Origin of the sequence: Mycobacterium sp. NPDC050551 (genome assembly GCF_040674075.1) — a bacterium.
Classification (GTDB): domain Bacteria; phylum Actinomycetota; class Actinomycetes; order Mycobacteriales; family Mycobacteriaceae; genus Mycobacterium.
The window spans coordinates 1,019,696-1,041,287 of the sequence record NZ_JBFARC010000002.1; the positions used below are offsets into that span (position 1 = coordinate 1,019,696).

Here is a 21,592-nt window from a genome sequence, read left to right on the forward strand (position 1 = left end):
GGCATGCCAACGGCTCGCGCCGAACTGTCCGTCGACCTCAACGCCGACCTCGGCGAGGGCTTCGGGGTCTGGGACCTCGGCGACGACGACGCGATGCTCGACATCGTCACCAGCGCCAACGTCGCCTGCGGCTTCCATGCCGGCGACCCGGCCCGGCTGGCCCGGGTGTGCCGCGCCGCCGCCGAGCGCGGCGTCCGGATCGGCGCGCAGGTCAGCTACCGCGATCTCGCCGGCTTCGGCCGCCGGTTCATCGACGTCACCCCCGACGACCTCACCGCGGACGTGATGTATCAGATCGGGGCGCTGCAGGCGCTCGCCCATGCCGCGGGGTCACGGGTGTCCTACGTCAAACCCCATGGTGCACTGTACAACTCGATTGTCAGCCATCACGCCCAGGCCAGGGCGGTGGCGGCCGCGGTACACGCCGTCGACCCGGGACTGCCGGTACTGGGCCTGTCCGGGTCGGTGTTCTTCACCGCCGCCGAGGAACTCGGATTGCGCACGGTGCCCGAGGCGTTCGCCGACCGGGCCTACCGCGCCGACGGTCAACTGGTGTCGCGACGCGAACCCAACGCGGTGCTCGGTGACGTCGGCGAGATCGTCGAACGGGTGGTGTCGATGGTGACCGAGGGCCGCGTCGACGCGGTCGACGGGTCGACGATCCCGATCTCCGTCGCCTCGGTGTGCGTGCACGGCGACTCACCGGGCGCGGTGCAGATCGCCACGGCGGTGCGGCGCCGCCTCACCGACGACGGCATCACCGTCGCACCGTTCACCGGCTAGCGGGCCGCCTCCCGGTTGGCGCCCGCGACGACGGAGCCGAGCAGACCCGGCAGCGCCGCGTCCACCTCCTCGATGCGCAGTCGCTGGCAGGTGTGCCCGTCGAGCACGAGTCGCTCCGTGAGCCCCGCCTCGCGCAGGATCCGGAAATGGTGGGCGGCCGTCGACTTGTTGATGCCGTCGTAGAGCCCGCCGCACTGCACCGGGGCGCCTGCGTTGAACAGCCGGCGCACCATCTCCAGCCGCACCGGGTCACCGATGGCGCCCAGCACCTGCTGGACGGACCCGACCGGATGGGTCGGGTAGGCGGCGGTCGTCGGTGTCATGTGTCCTCTGCCACGCGAAGTTTGATGTCGATCGAACCTAACGTACTCTCGATTGAAGTTCGATGCCTGTCAAACCAATCGTCAGGAGGGATCGGGAGTGGTCGCGATCGAGCCCCCGCGCACCGACACGCAGCGCTGGGCATACCCGCTGCTGCTGGTGCTCAGCGGTGTGGCGCTCGGGGTCTCCGGACTGCCCGCCCCGCTCTACGGCATCTACGAGTCCGTGTGGCACCTCTCGCCACTGGCCACCACCGTCGTGTTCGGGGTCTACGCGGTCGCGGCGCTGGCCGCCGTGCTGGTCTCCGGCCGCATCTCCGACGTGGTGGGCCGCAAGCCCGTCCTGGTCGGCGCACTGATCGCCCTGCTCGTCGGACTCGGCGTGTTCCTGATCGCCGACAACATGGCGCTGCTGCTGGTGGCCCGCACGATTCACGGCGCGGCCGTCGGCTCCATCGTCGTCGCGGGCGCCGCCGCACTGCTCGACCTCCGTCCCCACCACGGCGTGCGCTCCGGCCAGCTGAGCGGCGTCAGCTTCAACATCGGCATGACGATCGCCATCGTCGGCTCCGCGCTGCTGGCCCAGTACGCGCCGCACCCGCTGCGGACCCCGTATGCGGTGGTGGCCGTCCTGTGCCTGATCGTCGGCGTCGGCCTGCTGGCGCTGCGCGAACCCCACCTCGCCCGCAGCAGCGGACCGATCCGCATCGCACGTCCCGCCGTGCCGGCCGAGATCCGCGCCGACTTCTGGTTCGCCGCGCTCGGCGTGATGGCGTCGTGGTCGGTGCTCGGTGTGCTGCTGTCGCTGTACCCGTCGCTGGCCGCCCGCCAGACCCACATCGACAACCTGGTGTTCGGCGGCGCTGTCGTCGGCACCACCGCCTTCGCCGCCGCGCTGTCACAGCTCTTCGCCACCCGGGTGCCCGCCCGGCGGGCGGCCGTCGTCGGAGACGTCGGCATGGCGGTCGCGCTCCTCGTGACCATCCCGGTGCTGATGTCGCACCAGTGGCAGCTGGTGTTCGTCGCGGCTGCGCTGCTCGGCGCGACCTTCGGGCTCGGCTTCGGCGGCTCGCTGCGCCACCTGTCCGACGTGGTGCCCGCCGACCGTCGCGGCGAGACGATGTCGGCGTACTACCTGCTGGCCTACACCGCGATGGCGGTGCCGACGCTGATGGCCGGATGGGCCGCGACACGCTGGGACATCACCGCGGTGTTCCCGTGGTTCGCCGGCGCTGTCGCAACGGCCTGCCTGGTGGCCGCCGCCTTCGGCATGCGCAGCACCCGGGCCGCCGCCCGCGGCTAGCGGGAGCAGCACCGCTCTAGAGTCGAGCCATGCGCCTACGCGCCGGCCGGCCCGACCTCGATGCCCACGCCCACCTGTTCGACGCGCCCGCCGCGGCCGCCGACAGCCCCCTGACCGTCACGTGGGCCGGCGTCACCACCCTGCTGGTCGACGACGGCACGTCGGCCCTGATGACCGACGGCTTCTTCTCCCGGCCCGGCCTGCTGTCCGTCGGGCTGGGCCGGATCGCGCCGTCACCGCCGCGGGTGGACGGGTGCCTCGGCCGGCTCGGCGTGCAGCACCTGGACGCCGTGCTGCCGGTGCACACCCACTTCGACCACGCACTCGACTCCGCACTGGTCGCCGAGCGCACCGGCGCCACGCTGGTCGGCGGTACCTCGACCGCCCAGGTCGGGCGCGGTCACGGACTGCCCGCCGACCGGCTGCTGATCGCCGAACCCGGGACGACGATGACGCTCGGCGCCTACCGCGTCACACTGCTCGAGTCGGAACACTGCCCACCCGACCGGTTCCCGGGTGAGATCACCGAACCCGTCAGGCCGCCGGTGCGAGCGTCGGCCTATCGCTGCGGGGAGGCGTGGTCGACGATGATCGAGCACTCCCCCACCGGCCGGCGGCTGCTGATCGTGGGCAGCGCGGGCTTCGTGCCCGGCGCGCTCGACGGCAGCCAGGCCGACGTGGTCTACCTGGGAGTCGGCCAGCTCGGCGTGCAGCCCGAGCGCTACGTCGTCGACTACTGGACCCACGTGGTGCGCGCCGTCGGCGCCCGCCGCGTCGTGCTCATCCACTGGGACGACTTCTTCCGGCCGCTACACCGGCCGTTGCGGGCGCTGCCCTTCGCCGGCGACGACCTCGACTTCTCGGTGCGGGTGCTCACCCGCCTCGCCGAGGCCGACGGCGTGCCGCTGCATCTGCCGACACTGTGGCAGCGCGAGGATCCCTGGCTCACCTGATCCGGACATACGCCGGCGGCAGCGGCATCCCGAGGCCGGCCAGCACCGCGCGCAGCCTGGTCGGGTAGTCGGTGATGATGCCGTCGGCGCCCGCGGCGATCTGCGCGCGCATCGCATCCTCGTCGTTGATCGTCCACGGGATCACCCGCAGGCCCGCCGCGTGTGCCCGGTCGACGAACGCCCGGTCGGCCACCAGCCGGAAGCCGGGATCGGCGGGCGTCTGCCCGTAGGGCACCGAATAGCCCGGCGACAGGATGTTCGCGCCGACCTGCTGCGCGGCCGCGATCGGGTCGGGCGTCACCGCCGGGTCGATGCCGGCAAGCCACGGCGACCCCGGCACCCAGGTGGTCTCGTCCCACAGGGCGACCAGCGGGATCGACGGCTCCGCGCGGCGAACCATCGGCAGGGTGCGCCAGTCGAAGCTCTGGATGTCGACCCGGCCGACCTTGCCCGCCGCCCGCACCGCCGCGAGGATCACGTCGACGAACACCTCCGGGGCCGCCGACTGCTCGGGATGTTCGGCCTCGACCTTGGTCTCGATGTTGAACCGCACGCCCGCCCCGAAGTCGTCGGCGAGGGTGAACACCTCCGGCAGCACGGCGATCCTGTTGCCCCGCACGACTTCGGCATTCGGGTAGTCGGCCAGCATCTTGCCGCAGTCGAGCGTGCGGATCTGGGCGAGGGTGAGGTCACGCACCAGCTTGCCGACGTAGGGATACTGCGGGTCGGCGGGGAACGCCGGGGCGGTGTCCGCGCACTTCTCCGGTGCGATCTTCGGGTCGTGCCACACCAGCGGCTGGTTGTCCCTGGTGATGACGACGTCGAGTTCGAGTGTGCTGACCCCCAACTCGAGCGCCTTGGTGAACGCGCGCAGCGACTCCTCGGTGGTCTCCCCGCGCCCGCCCCGGTGCGCCTGCAGATCGAAACCCGACGGCTGCGCGGCGGCAGGGGGTACGCCGAACGCGACCGCAGCGGCGACGAGCATGATGAGGGTGGCAGCTCTGCGCATGGCTGAAGACGTTATCCGCGTCGGCGCTGCAGCAGGCGGAGTCGAGGCGGACCAACGCAGTTTCGTCATCGAGAGTTCGAAGGGATGTCACGCGCGTTGGTCATGAGCCTGCTGCTGCTCGCCGTCGTGCTTGCGTTCGCGGTGATCCGCCCGCGGGGCCTGCCCGAGGCGGTCGTCGCCGTGCCCGCCGCGGCGCTGCTCGTCGGCGTCGGCGCGATCTCAGTCGACGACGCCGCCGCCGAGATCCGCGAACTCCTGCCGGTGGTCGGGTTCCTGGCGGCGGTGCTTGTGCTGTCGCGGCTGTGCGACGACGAAGGCCTGTTCCACGCCGCGGGCGTGCTGATGGCCCGGGTCAGTGCGGGCGATCCGCGGCGCCTGCTGAGGATGGTGTTCGTCGTCGCGGCCGCTGTCACCGCGGTCCTGAGCCTGGACGCCACCGTGGTGCTGCTGACGCCGGTGGTGATCGCCACCGCGGCGACGCTGTCGATACCGGCGCGGCCGCACGCCTACGCGACCGCCCACCTGGCCAACAGCGCGTCGCTGCTGCTGCCGGTGTCCAACCTGACCAACCTGCTGGCGTTCGCGGCGGCCGGGCTGTCGTTCACCCGGTTCGCCGCACTGATGGCGTTACCGTGGCTGGTGACGGTCCTCGTCGAGTTCCTGCTGCTGCGTTGGCTGTTCGCTCGCGACCTGGCCGTCGCACCGCAACGGTCCGATCACCCGCCGCCTGCGGAGGTGCCGGTGTTCGTGCTCGTGGTGCTGGCGCTCACGCTGCTCGGGTTCGCGCTGACCTCGCTGGCCGGCCTGTCACCGGCGTGGGCGGCACTGGCCGGCGCCGGGGTGCTCGGCGTGCGCGGCCTAGCACGGCGCCGCAGTTCGGTGGCCGGTATCGCGCGGGCGGTGAACGTGCCGTTCCTGGCGTTCGTGCTGGCGCTGGGTGTGGTGGTCGAGGCGGTGATGGTGCACGGCCTCGACGACGCGATGCGCGACATCCTGCCCGGCGGCCACAGCCTGCCCGCGCTGCTGGGGTTCGCGGCCGTCGCCGCGGTGCTCTCCAACGTCGTCAACAACCTGCCCGCGGTGCTGGTGCTGCTTCCACTGATCGCGGGCGCCGGTCCGGCCGCCGTGCTCGCGGTGCTGATCGGGGTCAACGTCGGACCCAATCTCACCTATGTGGGTTCGCTGGCAAACCTGTTGTGGCGCAATGTGGTTCGCAGACACGACATTCCGGCGGGTGCGATCGAGTTCAGCCGGGTCGGGGTGGTCACCGTGCCGCTGACCCTGGTCGCCGCGGTGGTCGCGCTGTGGGCCGGCATCCGGCTGTTCGGCGTGTGAGCCGTGGCGTACCGAGCGGATCCGGCGGCGACTGGGCACAATTGGGGCCGTGCCGAGGTTCAGCAGGTACGTGGCGATCGGAGACTCCTTCACCGAGGGAGTGGGTGACCCGCATCCGGGCAGCAGGAACGGACTGCGGGGCTGGGCCGACCGGGTGGCCGCCCACCTCGCGCACGGCCATTCCGGATTCGGCTACGCCAACCTCGCTGTGCGGGGCCGGGTGATGGACGACATCGTTGCCGAGCAGATCCCGCTGTGCGCGCTGCTCGAACCCGACCTGGTCACCGTCTACGCGGGCATGAACGACCTGATGGCGCTGGCCGTGGACACCGACGCGGTGATGGCCCGCTACGCCGAGGGGCTCAAGGCGCTGCAGCAGACCGGCGCGGTAGTGCTCGCCTTCACCGCACCCGATCTCGGCGCCAAGCCGCTGTTCCGCGGACTGCGCGGCCGGGCCGCCATCTACAACGAACTGCTGCGCGCCACCACCGACGACCTCGGCATCGGCCTGGTGGACTTCTGGCGGTTCGACGAGTTCCGCGACCCACTGCTGTGGGACGGCGACCGGGTGCACCTGTCACCGCTCGGCCACGAGGTGATGGCGGCGCGGGTGCTCGAGGCGCTGCCGGACACCGGGTCGCGCGCGGCGCCGGTGCCGAACTTCATCCCGGCGCCCACGTCGGGCGCGGACGTGTACACCAATGTCCGGTGGGCGATCTCGTTCGCCGCACCGTGGGCGATCCGGCGGCTGCGGCGGATGACACCGGGAGCGGGCATCGAACCGAAGTCGAGCACGCTCGTCAGCGTCGGCTGACGAGATCTCAGCTGCGTCGCTGGCGGGCGATCTCGGCGAGCACCACGCCCGCGGCCACCGATGCGTTCAGCGATTCCGTCGGTCCGGCCATCGGGATCGACACCACGGCGTCGCAGGTCTCGCGGACCAGTCGGGAGAGCCCCTTGCCCTCGGAACCGACCACCACCACCATCGGCCCCGTGCCCTCGAGCTCGTCGACCGTGATGTCGCCGTCGGCGTCCAGCCCGACCACCTGCAGACCGGCGTCCGACCACGACTTCAGCGTGCGGGTCAGGTTGGTGGCCCGGCTCACCCGCAGCCGGGCCGCGGCGCCCGCGCTGGTGCGCCACGCGACGGCGGTGACCGACGCCGAGCGGCGCTGCGGGATCAGCACACCGTGGCCGCCGAACGCCGACACCGACCGCACGATCGCGCCGAGGTTCCGCGGGTCGGAGATGTTGTCCAGCGCGACCAGCAGCGGCGGCGCGCCTGCGGCCTTGGCCGCCTTGAGCAGGTCGTCGGGATGGGCGTAGTCGTAGGGCGGCACCTGCAGGCCGAGCCCCTGGTGCAGGGTGAACCCGCTCATCCGGTCCAGGTCGGAACGCGGCACCTCGAGGATGGAGATGCCTGCGTCGGCGGCGATCTGCACCGCCTCGGTCAGACGTTCGTCGTTGTCGGCGCCCAGCGCCACGTACAGCGCCGTCGCGGGCACGCCGGCCCGCAGGCACTCCACCACCGGATTGCGGCCGAGCACGAGTTCGGTGGTGTCCTCGGGCTTCTTCTGCCTGCCCTGCTGTGACCTCGCGGTCTTGGCCGCACGTTTCGCCGCCGGGTGGCTCGGCCGCTGATGGGCGGGCGGCGTCGCGCCGCGGCCCTCGAGGCCACGTCTGCGCACCCCGCCCGAACCGACCGTCGGCCCCTTCTTCGTGCCTTCCTTGCGTACCGCCCCGCGCCGCTTGGAATTACCCGCCATGGTCAGTCGTCCTTGCTGTGGCCGTCGAGCAGCGTCCACTGCGGACCGTCGGCGGTGTCGGTGACCTCGATGCCGGCCTCTTTGAGGCGATCGCGGATCTGGTCGGCGGTGGCCCAGTCCCGGGTGGCGCGAGCCTCGGCGCGGCCCGCGAGCGCCCACTGCACCAGCACGTCGACCGCCGCCAGCGCGGCCGTCGTCTCGTCGCGGGACTCCCAGCGCTCGTCGAGCGGGTCGCACCCGAGGATGCCCATCATCGCCCGGATGGCGCGGGCGTGGCCCATCGCCGTCTCGTGGTCCCCGGACTCGAGCGCACGGTTGCCTTCGGCGCGCGCGGCGTGCACCTCGGCCAGCGCCGCGGGCACCGCCAGGTCGTCGTCCAGGGCGGCGGCGAATCTCGGCGTCCAGTCACCGGGCACCACGGTGCCGACGCGGCTGCACACCCGGTGCAGGAAGTCCTCGATGCCGGTGTAGGCCTTCACCGCGTCCTGCAGCGCGTTCTCGGAGAACTCGAGCATCGACCGGTAGTGCGCGCTGCCCAGGTAGTAGCGCAGCTCGGCAGGCCGGACCCGTTGCAGCACAGCGGGAATGGAGAGCACGTTGCCCAGCGACTTGCTCATCTTCTCGCCGCCCATGGTGACCCAGCCGTTGTGCAGCCAGTACCGCGCAAAGCCGTCGCCGACCGCCTTGGCCTGGGCGATCTCGTTCTCGTGGTGCGGGAACACCAGATCCATTCCGCCGGCGTGGATGTCGAACTCCGCGCCGAGATAGGACTCGCACATCGCCACGCACTCGGTGTGCCAGCCCGGGCGGCCCGGGCCCCAGGGCGTGGGCCACGACGGCTCGCCGGGTTTCGCGCCCTTCCACAGCGTGAAGTCGCGCTGGTCGCGCTTTCCGGTGGCGACGCCCTCACCCTGGTGTACGTCGTCGATGCGGTGCCCCGACAATCTGCCGTAATCCGGGTAGCTCGCCACGTCGAAGTAGACGTCGCCGTCACCGGTGTAGGCATGCCCCTGGTCGATGAGTCGCTGGATCAACTCGACCATCTGGGTGATGTGCCCGGTGGCGCGGGGTTCGGCCGAGGGCGGCAGCACGCCGAGGGCGTCGTAAGCGGCCGAGAACGCCCGCTCGAAGGTGGCGGCCCACTCCCACCACGGCCTGCCCGCGTCGGCGGCCTTGTTGAGGATCTTGTCGTCGATGTCGGTGACGTTGCGGATGAACGCGACGTCGTAGCCCTTGGCGGTGAGCCAGCGGCGCAGCACGTCGAAGGCGACGCCACTGCGGACATGGCCGATATGCGGGAGGCCCTGAACCGTTGCGCCGCACAGATAAATGGACACGTGGCTGTCGCGCAGCGGGACGAAGTCACGCACGCCACCGGTCCAGGTGTCGTGGAGGCGGAGGTCGCCTCCGGCGCGGGCTTCGGTCACGACGCGCCAGCTTACCGGCAGGTTTACGACATTCCGGCATCGGCGACGACAAGAGCCGTCGCGATCGCCGCCAGCCCCTCGCCGCGCCCGGTCAGCCCCAGGCCGTCGGTGGTGGTCGCCGACACCGACACCGGTGCCTCGAGCAGTTCCGTCAGCAGGCGCTGAGCCTCCGCCCGCCGCGGCCCCACCTTGGGCCTGTTGCCGATGACCTGCACCGCGGCGTTACCCACCCGGAAGCCCTCGGCGTGCAGCAGGCCGTGGACGTGGCGCAGCATGTCCGCCCCGCCGACGCCCCGCCACTCCTCGCGACCGGTGCCGAACACCGAGCCCAGGTCGCCGAGCCCGGCCGCCGAGAGCAGCGCGTCACACAGCGCGTGTGCGGCGACATCGCCGTCGGAGTGCCCCGCGCAGCCGTCGTCGTCAGGGAACAGCAGCCCGAGCAGCCAGCACGGCCTGCCGGGCTCGACGGGGTGGACGTCGGTGCCGAGACCGACGCGCGGCAGGTTCACGGTCGGCCCCTCACACCCGGGCGCCGAGCAGGGCCTCGGCCAGCAGCAGGTCGTTCGGCGTGGTGATCTTGAAGGCCAGCGGGTCCCCGTCGACGGTCTGCACCTGACCGCCCATGCGCTCGACCATCGACGCGTCGTCGGTGAACCCGCCGCCGCCGGCGGCGGACCGATAGGCGCGCCGCAGCACGTCGGTGTGGAAGCCCTGCGGGGTCTGCACGGCGCGTAGCCCCGCCCGCTCGGGCGTGCCGAGCACCGCGCCGTTGGCATCCACGGCCTTGATCGTGTCGGTCAGGGGCAGCGCAGGCACGACGGCGGTGTGGCCGTCCTGCAGTGCGCGCACCACCCGCACGATCAGCGATGGTGGGGTCAGCGCGCGCGCTGCGTCATGGACGAGCACGAATTCCGCGTCACCCACCGCGTCGAGCGCCAACCGCACGGATTCGGTGCGATCGGCCCCGCCGGAGACGATCACCGCATGCGCGCCGAAGACCAGTTTCGCCTCGTCGGTGCGGTTGGGCGGCACAGCCACCACCACGCTGTCGACGACACCAGAATCCCGCAGGCCGGCCAGCGCGTGTTCGAGCATCGGCCGACCGGTGAGATGGACGAACGCCTTGGGCGCGCCCGCCGCGAGCCGTTGACCGGATCCCGCGGCAGGCACGACGGCCACCGTGGTCATCGGGCGTCAGGACGCGGTGGCAAGCGCCTCGTCGAGGATGTTCATGGCCTTCTCGTTATCGGTGTTCTCGGCCAGTGCGAGTTCGCCGACGAGGATCTGCCGGGCCTTGGCCAGCATCCGCTTCTCGCCTGCCGACAGGCCGCGCTCCTGATCGCGGCGCCACAGGTCGCGAACCACCTCGGCGACCTTGTTCACGTCACCCGAAGCCAGCTTCTCGAGGTTGGCCTTGTAGCGGCGCGACCAGTTGGTCGGCTCCTCGGTGTGCGGGGCGCGCAGCACCTGGAAGACCTTGTCGAGGCCCTCCTGTCCGACCACGTCGCGAACGCCCACATATTCGGCGTTGTCAGCGGGCACTCGAACGGTCAGATCACCCTGGGCGACCTTCAGGACGAGGTATTCCTTCGCCACACCCTTGATCGTCCGGGTTTCAATCGCATCGATCAACGCAGCACCGTGATGCGGGTAAACAACGGTGTCTCCGACCTTGAAAATCATCAGTTTCGAGCCCCTTTCACGTGTCCATGTTAACACGACGCCCAGACAGGCGGGGATCAACGATGCAGGTCAGGGGCGTTGACCGGGAAGACCAGGGGTTGACACCGCCAAGAATCCGTGCAAGGCGAGGGTTGCCTGGCCGCGTTGTCCGGCGAACCTGTGACGGCCCCGAATGGTGTCTGGGAGGGCCCTTCGCGGCCCGCCGCGCAAACCCGCTCCGCCCTGCGGTACCGCCCGCTCACCGCACCTACTACTCTGCATAGTCGAACGGCATGTCGTCGGTCCGTCATCGCCGGACCCGCACCCAGGAGGCTCGAGTGAACCGCTTCGGACTGCGCGCTTCGGCGGTCACCTCCGGCCTGGCCGTCGCCGGGCTGGCCGCGACACTGACACTCAGCGGATGCAGCGCCGGGCAGATCGCCCAGACGGCCACCCAGGAACCCGCGATCAACGGCGTCAGCGCCAACGCCGGCGAGATCGCGTTGCGCAACGTGCACCTGCGGGCCCCGCAGACGTCGGACTACGTGCGCCCGGGCACCGATGCCGAACTGCTATTCGTCGCCGCCAACAACTCCCCCGACGTCAACGACAAGCTCGTGTCGATCCGCTCCGACATCGCGACGGTCACCCTCGCCGGTGACGCGCAGATACCCGCAGGCGGCGCCCTGATCGTGGGCGAGCCCGACGGCCAGATCGCGCCGCTGGAGGCCGTCGAGGCCGCAGACACCGTGACCGCCCAGGTGAAGCTGACCAAGCCGATCTCCAACGGCCTGACCTACGACTTCGAGTTCACCTTCGAGCGCGGCGGCAAGGCCACGGTCGCGGTGCCGATCTCCGCGGGCGAGCAGCAGCGCCGCGACGACCCCGGCCAACTCGACAACGAGGGCGACGAGGGACACGGCGCCGGACACTGACGTTCTGTCGGTCGCGCGGGATACCGTCGACCCGTGGCAAGAGCGCGCGCGCAGTACCGCTGCTCGGAATGCCGGCACATCACCGCCAAGTGGGTCGGGCGCTGCGCTGAGTGCGGCACCTGGGGCACCGTCGAAGAGATCGCGGTGCTCGCGCCCATCCGGACCGGGCAGCTCGGCCAGGCCGGTACGGCGCTGCGGATGCCCGCCTCCCCCGCGGTGCCCATCAGCGCCATCGCCGCGGGCACCACACGCCATGAACACACCGGCGTCCCCGAACTCGACCGGGTGCTGGGCGGTGGGCTGGTCCCGGGCTCGGTGACCCTGCTGGCCGGCGAGCCGGGCGTCGGCAAGTCGACGCTGCTGCTCGAGGTCGCGCATCGCTGGGCCGCGGCGGGCCGGCGCGCGCTCTACCTGTCCGGCGAGGAGTCGGCAGGCCAGGTCAGGCTGCGCGCCGAACGCACCGGCTGCACCCACGACGAGCTGTACCTGGCCGCCGAATCCGATCTGTCGACCGCGCTCGGCCACATCGACGCGGTGCAGCCGACGCTGGTGATCGTCGACTCGGTGCAGACCATGACCAGCGGCGAGACCGACGGCGTCCCCGGCGGGGTCACCCAGGTGCGGGCGGTCACCACCGCGCTCACCTCCTACGCCAAGAACAGCGGCGTCGGCGTGTTGCTGGTCGGCCACGTGACCAAGGAGGGCGCCATCGCAGGGCCGCGGTCGCTGGAACACCTGGTCGACGTGGTGCTGCACTTCGAAGGGGACCGGGCGTCGACGCTGCGGATGGTCCGCGGCGTCAAGAACCGGTTCGGCGCCGCCGACGAGGTGGGCTGTTTCCAGCTGCACGACACCGGGATCGAGGGCGTCGCCGACCCGTCCGGACTGTTCCGCGACCAGCGCACCACACCCGTGCCGGGCACCGCCGTCACCGTCACGCTCGACGGCAAGCGGCCGCTGATCGGCGAGGTGCAGGCGCTGGTCGGTGCACCCACCGCGGCGATGCCGCGGCGGGCGGTCAGCGGCATCGACTCGGCCCGCGCCGCGATGATCGCCGCCGTCCTCGACAAGCACCTCCGCCTCGGCGTCGGAAGCCAGGACATCTATCTGTCCACCGTCGGCGGCATGCGGCTCACCGATCCGTCCGCGGACCTCGCCATCGCGCTCGCGATGGCATCGGCGCGCAAGGACCTGGCGATGCCCGCCGATTCGGTGGTGATCGGCGAGGTCGGCCTGGCAGGTGACCTGCGCCGGGTCACCGGGATGGACCGCCGCCTCGCCGAGGCGGCCCGGCTGGGCTTCACCTCGGCCGTGGTGCCCGCCGGGTTGAAGTCCGTTCCGACCGGGATGCGCGTGCTGCAGGCCGACAACATCGGCGCGGCATTGCGGGTGCTGCGCCGGATCGCGGACAATAGCGCCCGATCCGAGGAGTAGCCATGGCAGTGAAGTCGACCGGCCGGACCGGCCGCACCGGGCGCAACGTGGTGCCACTGACGCGTCCGACGCTGCGGGAGACGCTGGGCAGGCTCGCACCCGGGACACCACTGCGCGACGGCCTCGAACGCATCCTGCGCGGCCGCACCGGTGCCTTGATCGTGCTCGGCTACGACGACAGCGTCGAGGTCATCTGCGACGGCGGCTTCGAACTCGACATCCGCTACGCCCCCACCCGGCTGCGCGAGCTGTCCAAGATGGACGGCGCGGTGGTGCTGTCCACCGACGGCAGCCGCATCCTGCGCGCGAACGTGCAACTGGTGCCCGATCCGTCGATCCCCACCGACGAGTCCGGCACGCGGCACCGCTCGGCCGAGCGCACCGCCATCCAGACCGGATATCCGGTGATCTCGGTGAGCCACTCGATGAGCATCGTCACCGTCTACGTCGCCGGCGAGCGGCACGTGGTTCCCGACACCCCGACCATCCTGTCGCGGGCGAATCAGACCATCGACACCCTGGAGCGCTACAAGACCCGGCTCGACGAGGTGAGCAGGCAGCTGTCCACCGCCGAGATCGAGGACTTCGTGACGCTGCGCGACGTGATGACCGTGGTGCAGCGGCTGGAGATGGTGCGCCGGATCAGCCTCGAGATCGACGCGGACGTGGTGGAACTCGGCACCGACGGCCGTCAGCTCAAGCTCCAGCTCGAGGAACTCGTCGGCGACAACGACACCGCCCGTGAGCTGATCGTGCGCGACTACCACGCCAACCCCGATCCGCCGTCCCCCGCGCAGGTCGGCGCCACGCTGGAGGAGCTCGACAGCCTCTCCGACGCCGAGTTGCTCGACTTCACCACTCTCGCAAGAGTTTTCGGCTACCCGTCTACGCCGGAGGCGCAGGACTCGGCGATGAGTTCACGCGGCTACCGGGCGATGGCGGGCATCCCGCGGCTGCAGTTCGCCCACGTCGACCTGCTGGTGCGGTCGTTCGGATCGCTGCAGGGCCTGCTCGCCGCCAGCGCCGACGACCTGCAGTCGGTGGAGGGCATCGGCTCGATGTGGGCCCGCCACATCCGGGAGGGCCTTTCGCTGCTGGCCGAGTCGACGATCGCCGACCGGCTGGCCTGACCCGGCGTCAGCCGACGGGCGGTACAGGTCCGGGCGGTGCACCCACAGGCGCAGGGGAGCCCGGCTGAGCGGCCAGGATGAACGGCACCGTGGCGGACCGCAGGTTGCCCAACTGGACGATCAGGTTATAGGTGCCGGGCCCGATCGGCTGACGCGGCAGCGGGCAGTCCGGCGCCGATCCCATTCCGGTCCAGGTGACCTCGGTGGTCACCTGTTCACCCGGCGCGAACGTCTTGACCAGGGTCTCGTTGGACGGCGCGCAGTCGAGGTTCGACCACAGCCGGGTGTTGTCGAGTGCGTACACGTACGCGGCCAGCACGGCGGCGCCGACGTCGCGCTGACAGGCCACCAGGCCGATGTTGGTGACGACCATGGTGAACTTCGGCTGGTCGCCGACGACGTACTCGGGCTGGCTGGTGATGCCCTTGACCGCGAGCGTGGAGTCGGGGCAGTCGTCGCCCTCCTTGAGCACCGGCGGCGGCGCCACCGCGGCGGTCGGTGTCGGCGTCGGGGGCGGGGCGGCCTGCGCCGGAGGCACGACGGGGGTCTTGATCTCGGGGTTCTCCCCCGGCAGCGGAGTGGGCGCGGCGGCGGTGGTCGGCGTCTGCTGATCTGCGGTGTCGCCACCGGAACCGCTGGTCACGATGATGATGACGAGGGCGGCGATGATGCCGACGACGAGTACGCCGACGCCGAGCGCGAGCGCTCTGCGCCGCCGGTAGATCTCAGGGGGCAGCGGGCCCTGCGGTTCAACGTCCAGCACAAGTTCACGGTAAGGGCAGGTCACGCATAGTTGTCCGAGGTGACCCGGCGTGTCGTCGTCAGCCTTCGCCGATGTCACCCACGTGTTCGCGCAGCACCACCCGGCCGTCGGCCAGATGGTAGGTCACCCCGGCGATCGCGAGCGTGCCGTCGAGGATGCGCTGGGCGATCGGCGCCGACCGCAACCGAAGCTGCTGCACGGTCTCGATGACGTGCTTGGCCTCGAACTCGTCGACGCGGGTCAGGCCCTGGTTGCGGCCGAGCAGGATCGACGGCGTCACCCGTTCGACGATGTCGCGGACGTAGCCGCCGGGCACCTCGCCGTCCTCGAGCGCGGAGAGGGTGGCTTTCACCGCACCGCAGCTGTCGTGGCCCAGGACGACCACCAGCGGCACATCGAGGACGGTGACCGCGTACTCGATCGAGCCGAGCACCGCCGAGTCGGCGACGTGACCCGCGGTGCGCACCACGAACATGTCGCCGAGCCCCTGGTCGAAGATGATCTCCGCGGCCACCCTGCTGTCGGCGCAGCCGAACACCACCGCGGTGGGCTTCTGACCTGCGGCCAGGCCGGCCCGGTGCTCGATGCTCTGGCTGGGGTGTTGTGGACGGCCGGCAACGAAGCGCTCGTTACCCTCGGTGAGTGCCTTCCACGCCGACTTCGGACTCGAATTGGGCATGGCCGACATTCTGCCCGAGGGCTTCCCGGTGATCGCACCGGCCGAGCTGTTGACGTGGTACGGCCACGCGCAGCGCGACCTCCCGTGGCGCAGGCCGGGCGTCAGCGCATGGCAGATCCTGGTCAGCGAGTTCATGCTGCAGCAGACACCGGTGGCCCGGGTGGAGCCGATCTGGCGCGACTGGATCGCGCGCTGGCCCACCCCGTCGGCCACCGCCGCGGCCGGCGTCGGCGAGGTGCTGCGCGCGTGGGGGAAGCTGGGTTACCCCCGCCGGGCCAAGCGGTTGCACGAGTGCGCGACGGTGATCGCCACCGACCACGGCGACGAGGTGCCCGCCGACGTGGAGACGCTGCTCACGCTGCCGGGCATCGGCGCCTACACCGCCCGCGCCGTCGCCTGCTTCGCCTACCGGCAGCGGGTTCCGGTGGTGGACACCAACGTTCGGCGGGTGGTGGCCAGGGCGGTGCACGGCCGCGCCGACGCCCCGGCCAGCACCCGTGACCTCGCCGACGTCGAGGCGCTGCTGCCCGACGGGGACCGGGCGCCGGTGTTCTCGGTGGCGCTGATGGAACTCGGCGCCACGGTGTGCACGGCCCGCGCGCCGCGGTGCGGGCTGTGCCCGCTCAGCGCGTGCACCTGGCGGACGCTGGGCTATCCCGCCGCGATCGCGCCGGCGCGGCGGCCGCAGAAGTACGCAGGCACCGACCGCCAGTGCCGCGGCCGGCTACTGGACGTGTTGCGCGGCAACGACTCTCCGGTCAGCCGTGCGCAGCTGGACCTGGCCTGGCTGACCGACACCGCCCAGCGCGACCGGGCGCTGGACTCGCTGCTGGTCGACGGGCTGGTGGAGCAGACCGCCGACGGCCGTTTCGCGCTCGCAGGCGAGGGCGGCTGAGCGCTACGCCGTCTGCTCGGATTCGGCTACCACCGCGGCGAATTCGCTGTCGAGTTCGCTCGCGCCCGCAGGGTCGTTGCCGGTGCAGCAGAAGCGGCGGCGGTAGTCCGACGGCGTCACCCCGATCACCCGGCGGAAGTGGTGCCGCAGCAGGGTCGCGGTGCCGAAGCCCGACCGTTCGGCGATGTGGTCGATGTCGAGGTCGCTCTCCTCGAGCATCCGGCGGGCGTAGAGCACGCGCTGATCGGTGACCCACTGCATCGGGGTGGTGCCGGTCTCCTCGACGAACCGGCGGGCGAAGGTCCGTGCCGACATGTTGGCGCGCCGGGCCAGCGTGGCCACGGTGTGCGGCTTCTCGAGGTGCGCCAGGATCCAGTCCAGGTGCGGGGCGAACCGCTCCGAGCAGCGCACAGGGATCGGCTGGTCGATGTACTGGCGCTGGCCGCCGTCGCGCTGCGGCGGCACCACCATCCGCCGCGCGATCTTGTTGGTGACCTCGCTGCCGAGTTCCCGCCGCACCAGGTGCAGGCAGGCGTCGATGCCCGCCGCGGTGCCGGCGCTGGTGATCAGGTCACCGTCGTCGACGTAGAGCACGTTGCGGTCGACGAGCGCGGTCGGGTACATCCGGGCCAGCTCGTCGGCGTGCATCCAGTGTGTGGTGCAGGGGCGGCCATCGAGCAGGCCCGCGGCGCCCACGACGAACGCGCCGGAGCACACCGTGAGGATGATCGAACCGGCCGCACTGGCCGTTCGCAGGGCCTCGAGCGCCTCCGGCGGATACCCGTTGGGTCCGGCCGAGATGGCGGGCACCGCCACCAGGTCGGCGCCGACCAGCTGACTGAAGTCGTGGTCGGGGGTCAACGACGCGCCGATCGACGTCCGGACGGGCACGCCTGCCACCGGGCCGCACACCTTGAAATCGAAGTTGGGGACGCCGTCGCCGGACCGGTCGATGCCGAAGACCTCGCAGATGACACCGAACTCGAAGACCGCCAGACCGTCCAGCACCATCGCCGACACGCTCTTGATCGCCATGGCAGCATCTTATCGCATGGTGTCAGTTCCGCCACTGTTGGCGGTATGTGGCGTTGCGAAGAATTACTGCCATGACCATTGCACTCGCCATCCTCATCCTGTCAGCACCGTTCGCGCTGGCCGCAGCCCTCGGCTGGGCGGCCCACCGGTCCGGCGTGCTCCGACTGCACCTCGACCAGTTCCGGGTGTCGGCCCCGATGATGGGCCGGCTCTTCGAGGACGATCGCGACTTCCATCGCGTCACCCACGACGTCGACGCCATCCGGACCCGGTTCGAGCAGCACCCCGCGTGGCCGGCCTCAGGCGCGGTCGGTGAGCGTCGTTAGGAAGGTCTCGACCGCCTGCCGGTACAGCTCCGGCGCGTCGTCGTGCACCAGGTGACCGGCGTCGGGCGCGAGCAGGTAAGTCGTCCGATGGCCGGTCTCGTCCATCCGGCGCATCTGGCCTGCGGGCGTGACGCCGTTGCCCGCCTCGATCAACAACGCAGGCGCCCGCACCGCCGACCACTGCTGCCAGTAGTCGCGCACACCCCACTCGGCGGCGATCTCGATCCACTGCCGCGGGTGCCCGTGCAAGCGCCAGCCGGTGGCGACGCGATCGAACGCCTCGAGGAAGTACTGGCCGGCCACCGGTCCGAACTGGTCGTAAACCTGCTGGGCGGTACCGAACTCGACGGGCAGTGCGTGCACCCACGGCTCCCACGGACCGGTGGTGCGGCCGCGGAAGTCCGGGGCCATGTCCTCCACCACGAGCGCCCTGACCAGGTCGGGGCGCGTCGCCGCGAGACACCAGGAGTGCAGCGCACCCATGGAGTGGCCCACCAGGATCACCGGCCGGCCCAGTTCCTCGACGGCGTCGCCGAGGTCGGCGACGAACCGCTCGCTGCTGATCGGATGAGGGTCGACGACATCGCGGCCGCGGTGCCACGGCGCGTCGTAGGTGTACACCGCGCCGAAGCGCGCGAGCCACGGCGACTGCCGCGACCAGGTGCTGCCACGGCCCATCAGACCGTGGACCAGCACGAGCGGTGTGCCCCCGGCATCGGGCGGGCCGCCGCGCGGGGTGAGCAGTTCGGAGCGCATGCCGCCATCTTGCCCAGCCGGCGAGGCGGTAGCCTGACCGCATGTCCGTGGTGAAGATCAACGCAATCGAGGTGCCGCCGAACGCCGGCCCCGAGCTGGAGAAACGGTTCGCCCACCGCGCGCACGCGGTGGACAACCAGCCCGGCTTCCTCGGCTTCCAGTTGCTGCGGCCGGTCAAGGGCGAGGATCGCTATTTCGTGGTGACGCAGTGGGAGACCGAAGAGGCGTTCCAGGCCTGGGCCACCGGCCCGGCCATCGAGGCGCACAAGGGCCAGCAGAACAACCCCGTAGCGACCGGGGCATCGTTGCTGGAGTTCGAGGTCGTGTTGGACGTTGCCGGCAGCAGCGACAAGAGCTGACGCGAGGCGGGCGGGACGCCGGGCCACCGGCCTGCTGACCGCTGCCGCCCTCGTCGTCACCATCGCCTCAGGTTGCGGCGACGCGGGTACCGCGCCCGCCGACGCCGCCTACGGCGCCCACATCGGGACCACCACCCCGCAGGGGCTGCGCGCGAGACAGACCATGGACATGGTCAATTCGGACTGGCCCATCGGCGACGTCAACGTGCGCACCATGGCCGTACCCGGTCAGGTGGACCACATCATCGACGCCATGGGCAACCTGTGGTGGGACCGGCCGATCACCGTCACCGGCGTCGACATCGGCGCGGGCACCGCGACCCTGCACGTCAAGACGTCCTACGGGGTCGCCCAGGACATCGTGCTGCGCACCGACGACGCCGGCCTGGTCGACCAGTTCGACGTGTCACTGCAGCCCACGGTCATCCGGAACTGGGCCGACATCGACCGGGAGCTGTCCGCGTCGGGAGCCCGGTACTCCTACCAGGTGTCCCGGGTGGTGCCCGGCGACGCCGGAACGGGCGCCAGGTGCGACACCGTCGCAGGCACCAACCTCGACCTGTCGCTGCCCCTGGCGTCGATCTTCAAGCTCTACGTGCTGCTCGCGGTCGCCGAGGCCGTCACCGCAGGCCGGGTCTCCTGGGACGACTCGCTGACCATCACCGAGGAGGCCAAGGCGGTCGGCTCGGCGGGACTCGACGAGCTGCCGCCGGGCTCGCAGGTGTCGGTGCGCGACGCGGCGCAACAGATGATCTCCGCCAGCGACAACATGGCCACCGACCTGCTGATCGACCGGCTGGGGCCGGGCGCCGTCGAGCATGCGCTCAAGACGGCCGGGCACCACGACCCGGCCAGCATGACGCCGTTCCCGACGATGCACGAGCTGTTCTCGGTCGGCTGGGGCGAGCCGGACCTGCGCGAGGAGTGGAAGAAGGCCGACCCCCCGCGTCGCGCACAGCTGCTGCGGCAGACCAAGTCCCGGCCCTACGAGCCGGACCCCGCCCGCACCCACACGCCGGCGTCGACCTACGGCGCCGAGTGGTACGGCAGCGCCGCCGACATCTGCCGCGTGCACCTGGCGCTGCAGGCGGCCGCTACCGGACCGGCCGCGCCCGTGCGCGACATCCTGTCGGCCATCCCCGGCGTCGACCTGGACCGCAAGAAGTGGACCTACATCGGCGCCAAGGGCGGCAACCTGCCCGGCGACCTGACGTTCTCCTGGTACGCGGTCGACCACACCGGCCAGCCGTGGGTGGTGAGCTTCCAGCTCAACTGGCCCAGATACCGCAGTACCACCGCAGCGACGTGGCTGCTGTCGATCGTGCACCAGACCTTCGCACTGGTTCCGGTCGGGCGTTAGCCGGCCTCAGACGGCGGACCGCAGCGTCCAGGCGTGGCCGCGGAAGTGCATGACCGTGCGGCTCACCGGCGCGATGTCGATGCGCCAGAACGACTTCGGCGGCGCGTCGAGGGCGATCAGGATTGCGGCGCGGATCACCGACGGATGGGTGACGGCCACCAGCCTGCCCCGCCGGCTGGTGAGTGACTCCATCCAGGTGCCCACCCGGGCGATCAGGTCGACCACCGACTCGCCACCATGCGGCGCCCGCGCCGGATCGGTCAGCCAGATCGCCAGCTCGGCCGGGCGCACCCCGCCCAACACGTCACCGCGCCACCGGCCGCAGTCCAGGTCGGCCAGCTGCGGTTCGATGAGGGCGGGCAGGCCGAGCAGCTCGGCGGTCTGCCGGGCGCGCTTCTCCGGCCCGCAGTAGGCCGCGTCGGTGCGGCCCAGCTCGACACACGCGTCGACCTGCCGGTGACCCGTCGAGTTCAGCGGTTCGTCGGTGGGGAATCGTCCGGCTGCCATCGCATCGGTCATCGCGTGCGAGACGAAGGTCAGCCGGACGACCTCACTCACTGTCGGCTCAGCGCCTCGTGACGCTTGCCGTCGAGCAGCCGCGACACCAGAGCAGCGAACACCAGCGCGAGAGTCACGTACATGACCACCTGCGTGCCCAGCGAGAACAGCCGGAACTCGTAGAGGTCGTCGGCCGGGAAGCCCTCGTAGACGATGGTGCCCGCGTCGTCGGTCAGCGGGCCCGGCGTCTCGTGGATGGCAGGCAGCGCCAGCATCAGCACCGTGACCGCCACCAGGTAGGCGCCCGCGGCCGCCAGGGTGGCGTTCCAGGTGCCCAGCCGGTCGGTGAGCCTCCTGGCCAGGTATACCGCGCCGACCAGCAACGCCGCCGACAGCACCACCATCAGCAGGTAGAGCAGAGTGCGCTGCCGGATCGTCTCGTCGAGGCTGAGCGCGGGCGGGCTCGCCGGGTACTTCAGGAACGGCACGACGTACAGGCTCAACAGCATGCCGCCGGCGACATACACCGACAGCAGCCGGGCGGAGACCGTGCCCACCCGGCCGTAGGCCACGGCGAACACCACCGCGAAGATGGCGCCGATGGCCAGGCTGAACAGCAGCACGCCCAGTCCCATGCCGATGTTCATCTGCACGGTACGGCTGAACCCGCCGCCGTCCGCTCCGTGACTGTGGCCCGAGTGCGCAGCGGACTCGAGTGCCTCGCGTGCGGCGCCCACACCCTCCTCATAGCCGACGGCCCGTTGGATCACGGGTTCGACGAAGATGCGGGCGAAGACGAAGGCGAGCACGCCCGCAGCGGCCCCGGCCAACAGGCCGCGACCGATGATCTGCTTCTCCATGTTT

The 21,592-nt window shown here is 71.1% G+C and carries 25 protein-coding genes; 12 read left to right on the forward strand and 13 right to left on the reverse strand.

Annotated features, from left to right (window positions below; genetic code table 11):
- The first annotated feature begins 3 nt into the window (after positions 1 to 3).
- On the forward strand, positions 4 to 783 hold the full coding sequence (locus AB0K11_RS11675) for a 5-oxoprolinase subunit PxpA (protein ID WP_364976135.1): 780 nt from the start codon (positions 4 to 6) through the stop codon (positions 781 to 783).
- Here the strand turns inward: AB0K11_RS11675 and AB0K11_RS11680 are convergent.
- Positions 780 to 1,106 carry a helix-turn-helix transcriptional regulator gene (locus AB0K11_RS11680; protein ID WP_364976138.1) on the reverse strand — a complete coding sequence of 109 codons (327 nt, stop codon included), beginning with the start codon at positions 1,104 to 1,106 and terminating at the stop codon, positions 780 to 782. The genes AB0K11_RS11675 and AB0K11_RS11680 overlap by 4 nt on opposite strands.
- Positions 1,107 to 1,203: 97 nt before the next feature.
- Here AB0K11_RS11680 and AB0K11_RS11685 point away from each other — a divergent pair, with 97 nt between their 5' ends.
- Both AB0K11_RS11685 and AB0K11_RS11690 read left to right on the forward strand, forming a co-directional pair.
- Positions 1,204 to 2,406, forward strand: coding sequence for an MFS transporter (locus AB0K11_RS11685; RefSeq protein WP_364976142.1), 1,203 nt, complete (start codon positions 1,204 to 1,206; stop codon positions 2,404 to 2,406).
- 29 nt (positions 2,407 to 2,435) lie between these two features.
- On the forward strand, positions 2,436 to 3,359 hold the full coding sequence (locus tag AB0K11_RS11690; RefSeq protein WP_364976145.1) for an MBL fold metallo-hydrolase: 924 nt from the start codon (positions 2,436 to 2,438) through the stop codon (positions 3,357 to 3,359).
- On the opposite strand, the gene AB0K11_RS11695 is transcribed toward AB0K11_RS11690, so the two are convergent.
- A complete protein-coding gene (locus AB0K11_RS11695; protein ID WP_364976148.1) occupies positions 3,352 to 4,368 on the reverse strand; it encodes a glycerophosphodiester phosphodiesterase family protein in 1,017 nt (338 codons plus the stop codon). The genes AB0K11_RS11690 and AB0K11_RS11695 overlap by 8 nt on opposite strands.
- 84 nt (positions 4,369 to 4,452) lie before the next feature.
- Between AB0K11_RS11695 and AB0K11_RS11700 the strand changes: the two genes are divergently transcribed.
- On the forward strand, positions 4,453 to 5,703 hold the full coding sequence (locus AB0K11_RS11700; protein WP_364976151.1) for an SLC13 family permease: 1,251 nt from the start codon (positions 4,453 to 4,455) through the stop codon (positions 5,701 to 5,703).
- Between the two features lie 49 nt (positions 5,704 to 5,752).
- Entirely contained in the window at positions 5,753 to 6,517 is a 765-nt protein-coding gene (locus tag AB0K11_RS11705) for an SGNH/GDSL hydrolase family protein (RefSeq protein WP_364976154.1), read from the forward strand.
- 7 nt (positions 6,518 to 6,524) lie between these two features.
- Here the strand turns inward: AB0K11_RS11705 and rlmB are convergent, their stop codons facing one another.
- Genes rlmB through AB0K11_RS11730 form a run of 5 tightly spaced genes read right to left on the reverse strand, consistent with a single transcriptional unit; the run spans position 6,525 to position 10,579 of the window.
- The gene (gene rlmB, locus AB0K11_RS11710) at positions 6,525 to 7,469 is read right to left on the reverse strand and encodes a 23S rRNA (guanosine(2251)-2'-O)-methyltransferase RlmB (RefSeq protein WP_364976157.1); all 945 of its coding nucleotides are present in this window, start codon (positions 7,467 to 7,469) and stop codon (positions 6,525 to 6,527) included.
- Positions 7,470 to 7,471: 2 nt separating this feature from the next.
- The gene (cysS, locus tag AB0K11_RS11715; protein WP_364976160.1) at positions 7,472 to 8,896 is read right to left on the reverse strand and encodes a cysteine--tRNA ligase; all 1,425 of its coding nucleotides are present in this window, start codon (positions 8,894 to 8,896) and stop codon (positions 7,472 to 7,474) included.
- Positions 8,897 to 8,919: 23 nt separating this feature from the next.
- Positions 8,920 to 9,405 carry a 2-C-methyl-D-erythritol 2,4-cyclodiphosphate synthase gene (gene ispF / locus AB0K11_RS11720; RefSeq protein ID WP_364976163.1) on the reverse strand — a complete coding sequence of 162 codons (486 nt, stop codon included), beginning with the start codon at positions 9,403 to 9,405 and terminating at the stop codon, positions 8,920 to 8,922.
- Positions 9,406 to 9,415: 10 nt separating this feature from the next.
- Positions 9,416 to 10,084, reverse strand: coding sequence for a 2-C-methyl-D-erythritol 4-phosphate cytidylyltransferase (ispD, locus tag AB0K11_RS11725; RefSeq protein ID WP_364976166.1), 669 nt, complete (start codon positions 10,082 to 10,084; stop codon positions 9,416 to 9,418).
- Between the two features lie 6 nt (positions 10,085 to 10,090).
- The gene (locus tag AB0K11_RS11730) at positions 10,091 to 10,579 is read right to left on the reverse strand and encodes a CarD family transcriptional regulator (RefSeq protein WP_364976770.1); all 489 of its coding nucleotides are present in this window, start codon (positions 10,577 to 10,579) and stop codon (positions 10,091 to 10,093) included.
- 317 nt (positions 10,580 to 10,896) lie between these two features.
- Here AB0K11_RS11730 and AB0K11_RS11735 point away from each other — a divergent pair, with 317 nt between their 5' ends.
- The 3 genes from AB0K11_RS11735 to disA are packed head-to-tail and all read left to right on the forward strand — an operon-like array spanning position 10,897 to position 14,057.
- Positions 10,897 to 11,493, forward strand: coding sequence for a hypothetical protein (locus AB0K11_RS11735; RefSeq protein WP_364976169.1), 597 nt, complete (start codon positions 10,897 to 10,899; stop codon positions 11,491 to 11,493).
- A 33-nt stretch (positions 11,494 to 11,526) separates the two neighbouring features.
- Positions 11,527 to 12,927 (forward strand): DNA repair protein RadA, encoded by a 1,401-nt coding sequence (gene radA / locus AB0K11_RS11740; RefSeq protein WP_364976172.1) that lies wholly within the window; start codon positions 11,527 to 11,529, stop codon positions 12,925 to 12,927.
- A gap of 47 nt (positions 12,928 to 12,974) precedes the next feature.
- Positions 12,975 to 14,057, forward strand: a complete 1,083-nt coding sequence (gene disA / locus AB0K11_RS11745) for a DNA integrity scanning diadenylate cyclase DisA (RefSeq protein WP_364976772.1) — start codon at positions 12,975 to 12,977, stop codon at positions 14,055 to 14,057.
- Positions 14,058 to 14,064: 7 nt separating this feature from the next.
- On the opposite strand, the gene AB0K11_RS11750 is transcribed toward disA, so the two are convergent.
- Positions 14,065 to 14,820, reverse strand: a complete 756-nt coding sequence (locus AB0K11_RS11750; protein ID WP_364976175.1) for a hypothetical protein — start codon at positions 14,818 to 14,820, stop codon at positions 14,065 to 14,067.
- A gap of 58 nt (positions 14,821 to 14,878) precedes the next feature.
- Complete coding sequence (locus tag AB0K11_RS11755; protein WP_364976178.1) at positions 14,879 to 15,499, reverse strand: carbonic anhydrase; 621 nt, start codon at positions 15,497 to 15,499, stop codon at positions 14,879 to 14,881.
- On the opposite strand from AB0K11_RS11755, the gene AB0K11_RS11760 reads away from it, so the two are divergent.
- Positions 15,498 to 16,394, forward strand: a complete 897-nt coding sequence (locus AB0K11_RS11760; protein WP_364976181.1) for an A/G-specific adenine glycosylase — start codon at positions 15,498 to 15,500, stop codon at positions 16,392 to 16,394. The two genes, AB0K11_RS11755 and AB0K11_RS11760, sit on opposite strands and share 2 nt — an antisense overlap.
- Positions 16,395 to 16,397: 3 nt before the next feature.
- On the opposite strand, the gene AB0K11_RS11765 is transcribed toward AB0K11_RS11760, so the two are convergent.
- Positions 16,398 to 17,429, reverse strand: a complete 1,032-nt coding sequence (locus AB0K11_RS11765) for a helix-turn-helix domain-containing protein (protein WP_364976184.1) — start codon at positions 17,427 to 17,429, stop codon at positions 16,398 to 16,400.
- 71 nt (positions 17,430 to 17,500) lie between these two features.
- Between AB0K11_RS11765 and AB0K11_RS11770 the strand changes: the two genes are divergently transcribed.
- Positions 17,501 to 17,755 carry a hypothetical protein gene (locus AB0K11_RS11770; RefSeq protein ID WP_364976187.1) on the forward strand — a complete coding sequence of 85 codons (255 nt, stop codon included), beginning with the start codon at positions 17,501 to 17,503 and terminating at the stop codon, positions 17,753 to 17,755.
- Here AB0K11_RS11770 and AB0K11_RS11775 read toward each other — a convergent pair.
- On the reverse strand, positions 17,729 to 18,511 hold the full coding sequence (locus AB0K11_RS11775; RefSeq protein WP_364976190.1) for an alpha/beta hydrolase: 783 nt from the start codon (positions 18,509 to 18,511) through the stop codon (positions 17,729 to 17,731). The genes AB0K11_RS11770 and AB0K11_RS11775 overlap by 27 nt on opposite strands.
- Positions 18,512 to 18,552: 41 nt before the next feature.
- Between AB0K11_RS11775 and mhuD the strand changes: the two genes are divergently transcribed.
- Both mhuD and AB0K11_RS11785 read left to right on the forward strand, forming a co-directional pair.
- On the forward strand, positions 18,553 to 18,870 hold the full coding sequence (gene mhuD / locus AB0K11_RS11780) for a mycobilin-forming heme oxygenase MhuD (RefSeq protein WP_364976193.1): 318 nt from the start codon (positions 18,553 to 18,555) through the stop codon (positions 18,868 to 18,870).
- Positions 18,845 to 20,230 carry a serine hydrolase gene (locus AB0K11_RS11785; RefSeq protein ID WP_364976196.1) on the forward strand — a complete coding sequence of 462 codons (1,386 nt, stop codon included), beginning with the start codon at positions 18,845 to 18,847 and terminating at the stop codon, positions 20,228 to 20,230. The genes mhuD and AB0K11_RS11785 overlap by 26 nt, the downstream gene beginning before the upstream one ends.
- A gap of 6 nt (positions 20,231 to 20,236) precedes the next feature.
- Here AB0K11_RS11785 and AB0K11_RS11790 read toward each other — a convergent pair whose 3' ends face one another.
- Positions 20,237 to 20,788, reverse strand: a complete 552-nt coding sequence (locus AB0K11_RS11790) for a histidine phosphatase family protein (RefSeq protein ID WP_364976199.1) — start codon at positions 20,786 to 20,788, stop codon at positions 20,237 to 20,239.
- Positions 20,785 to 21,588: a CbtA family protein gene (locus tag AB0K11_RS11795; protein ID WP_364976202.1), complete on the reverse strand. Its 804-nt coding sequence runs from the start codon at positions 21,586 to 21,588 to the stop codon at positions 20,785 to 20,787. Before AB0K11_RS11795 ends, AB0K11_RS11790 begins: the two co-directional genes overlap by 4 nt.
- Positions 21,589 to 21,592 lie beyond the last annotated feature (4 nt).

Coding starts and splice junctions, on each gene's coding strand:
- AB0K11_RS11770 (WP_364976187.1), top strand. CDS start 17,501: ATGACCATTGCACTCGCCATCCTCATCCTGTCAGCACCGTTCGCGCTG.
- AB0K11_RS11760 (WP_364976181.1), top strand. CDS start 15,498: ATGGCCGACATTCTGCCCGAGGGCTTCCCGGTGATCGCACCGGCCGAG.
- AB0K11_RS11690 (WP_364976145.1), top strand. CDS start 2,436: ATGCGCCTACGCGCCGGCCGGCCCGACCTCGATGCCCACGCCCACCTG.
- AB0K11_RS11795 (WP_364976202.1), bottom strand. CDS start 21,588: ATGGAGAAGCAGATCATCGGTCGCGGCCTGTTGGCCGGGGCCGCTGCG.
- ispD (WP_364976166.1), bottom strand. CDS start 10,084: ATGACCACGGTGGCCGTCGTGCCTGCCGCGGGATCCGGTCAACGGCTC.
- mhuD (WP_364976193.1), top strand. CDS start 18,553: ATGTCCGTGGTGAAGATCAACGCAATCGAGGTGCCGCCGAACGCCGGC.
- AB0K11_RS11755 (WP_364976178.1), bottom strand. CDS start 15,499: ATGCCCAATTCGAGTCCGAAGTCGGCGTGGAAGGCACTCACCGAGGGT.
- AB0K11_RS11775 (WP_364976190.1), bottom strand. CDS start 18,511: ATGCGCTCCGAACTGCTCACCCCGCGCGGCGGCCCGCCCGATGCCGGG.
- AB0K11_RS11730 (WP_364976770.1), bottom strand. CDS start 10,579: ATGATTTTCAAGGTCGGAGACACCGTTGTTTACCCGCATCACGGTGCT.
- AB0K11_RS11695 (WP_364976148.1), bottom strand. CDS start 4,368: ATGCGCAGAGCTGCCACCCTCATCATGCTCGTCGCCGCTGCGGTCGCG.
- AB0K11_RS11680 (WP_364976138.1), bottom strand. CDS start 1,106: ATGACACCGACGACCGCCGCCTACCCGACCCATCCGGTCGGGTCCGTC.
- AB0K11_RS11675 (WP_364976135.1), top strand. CDS start 4: ATGCCAACGGCTCGCGCCGAACTGTCCGTCGACCTCAACGCCGACCTC.
- rlmB (WP_364976157.1), bottom strand. CDS start 7,469: ATGGCGGGTAATTCCAAGCGGCGCGGGGCGGTACGCAAGGAAGGCACG.
- AB0K11_RS11765 (WP_364976184.1), bottom strand. CDS start 17,429: ATGGCGATCAAGAGCGTGTCGGCGATGGTGCTGGACGGTCTGGCGGTC.
- AB0K11_RS11700 (WP_364976151.1), top strand. CDS start 4,453: ATGTCACGCGCGTTGGTCATGAGCCTGCTGCTGCTCGCCGTCGTGCTT.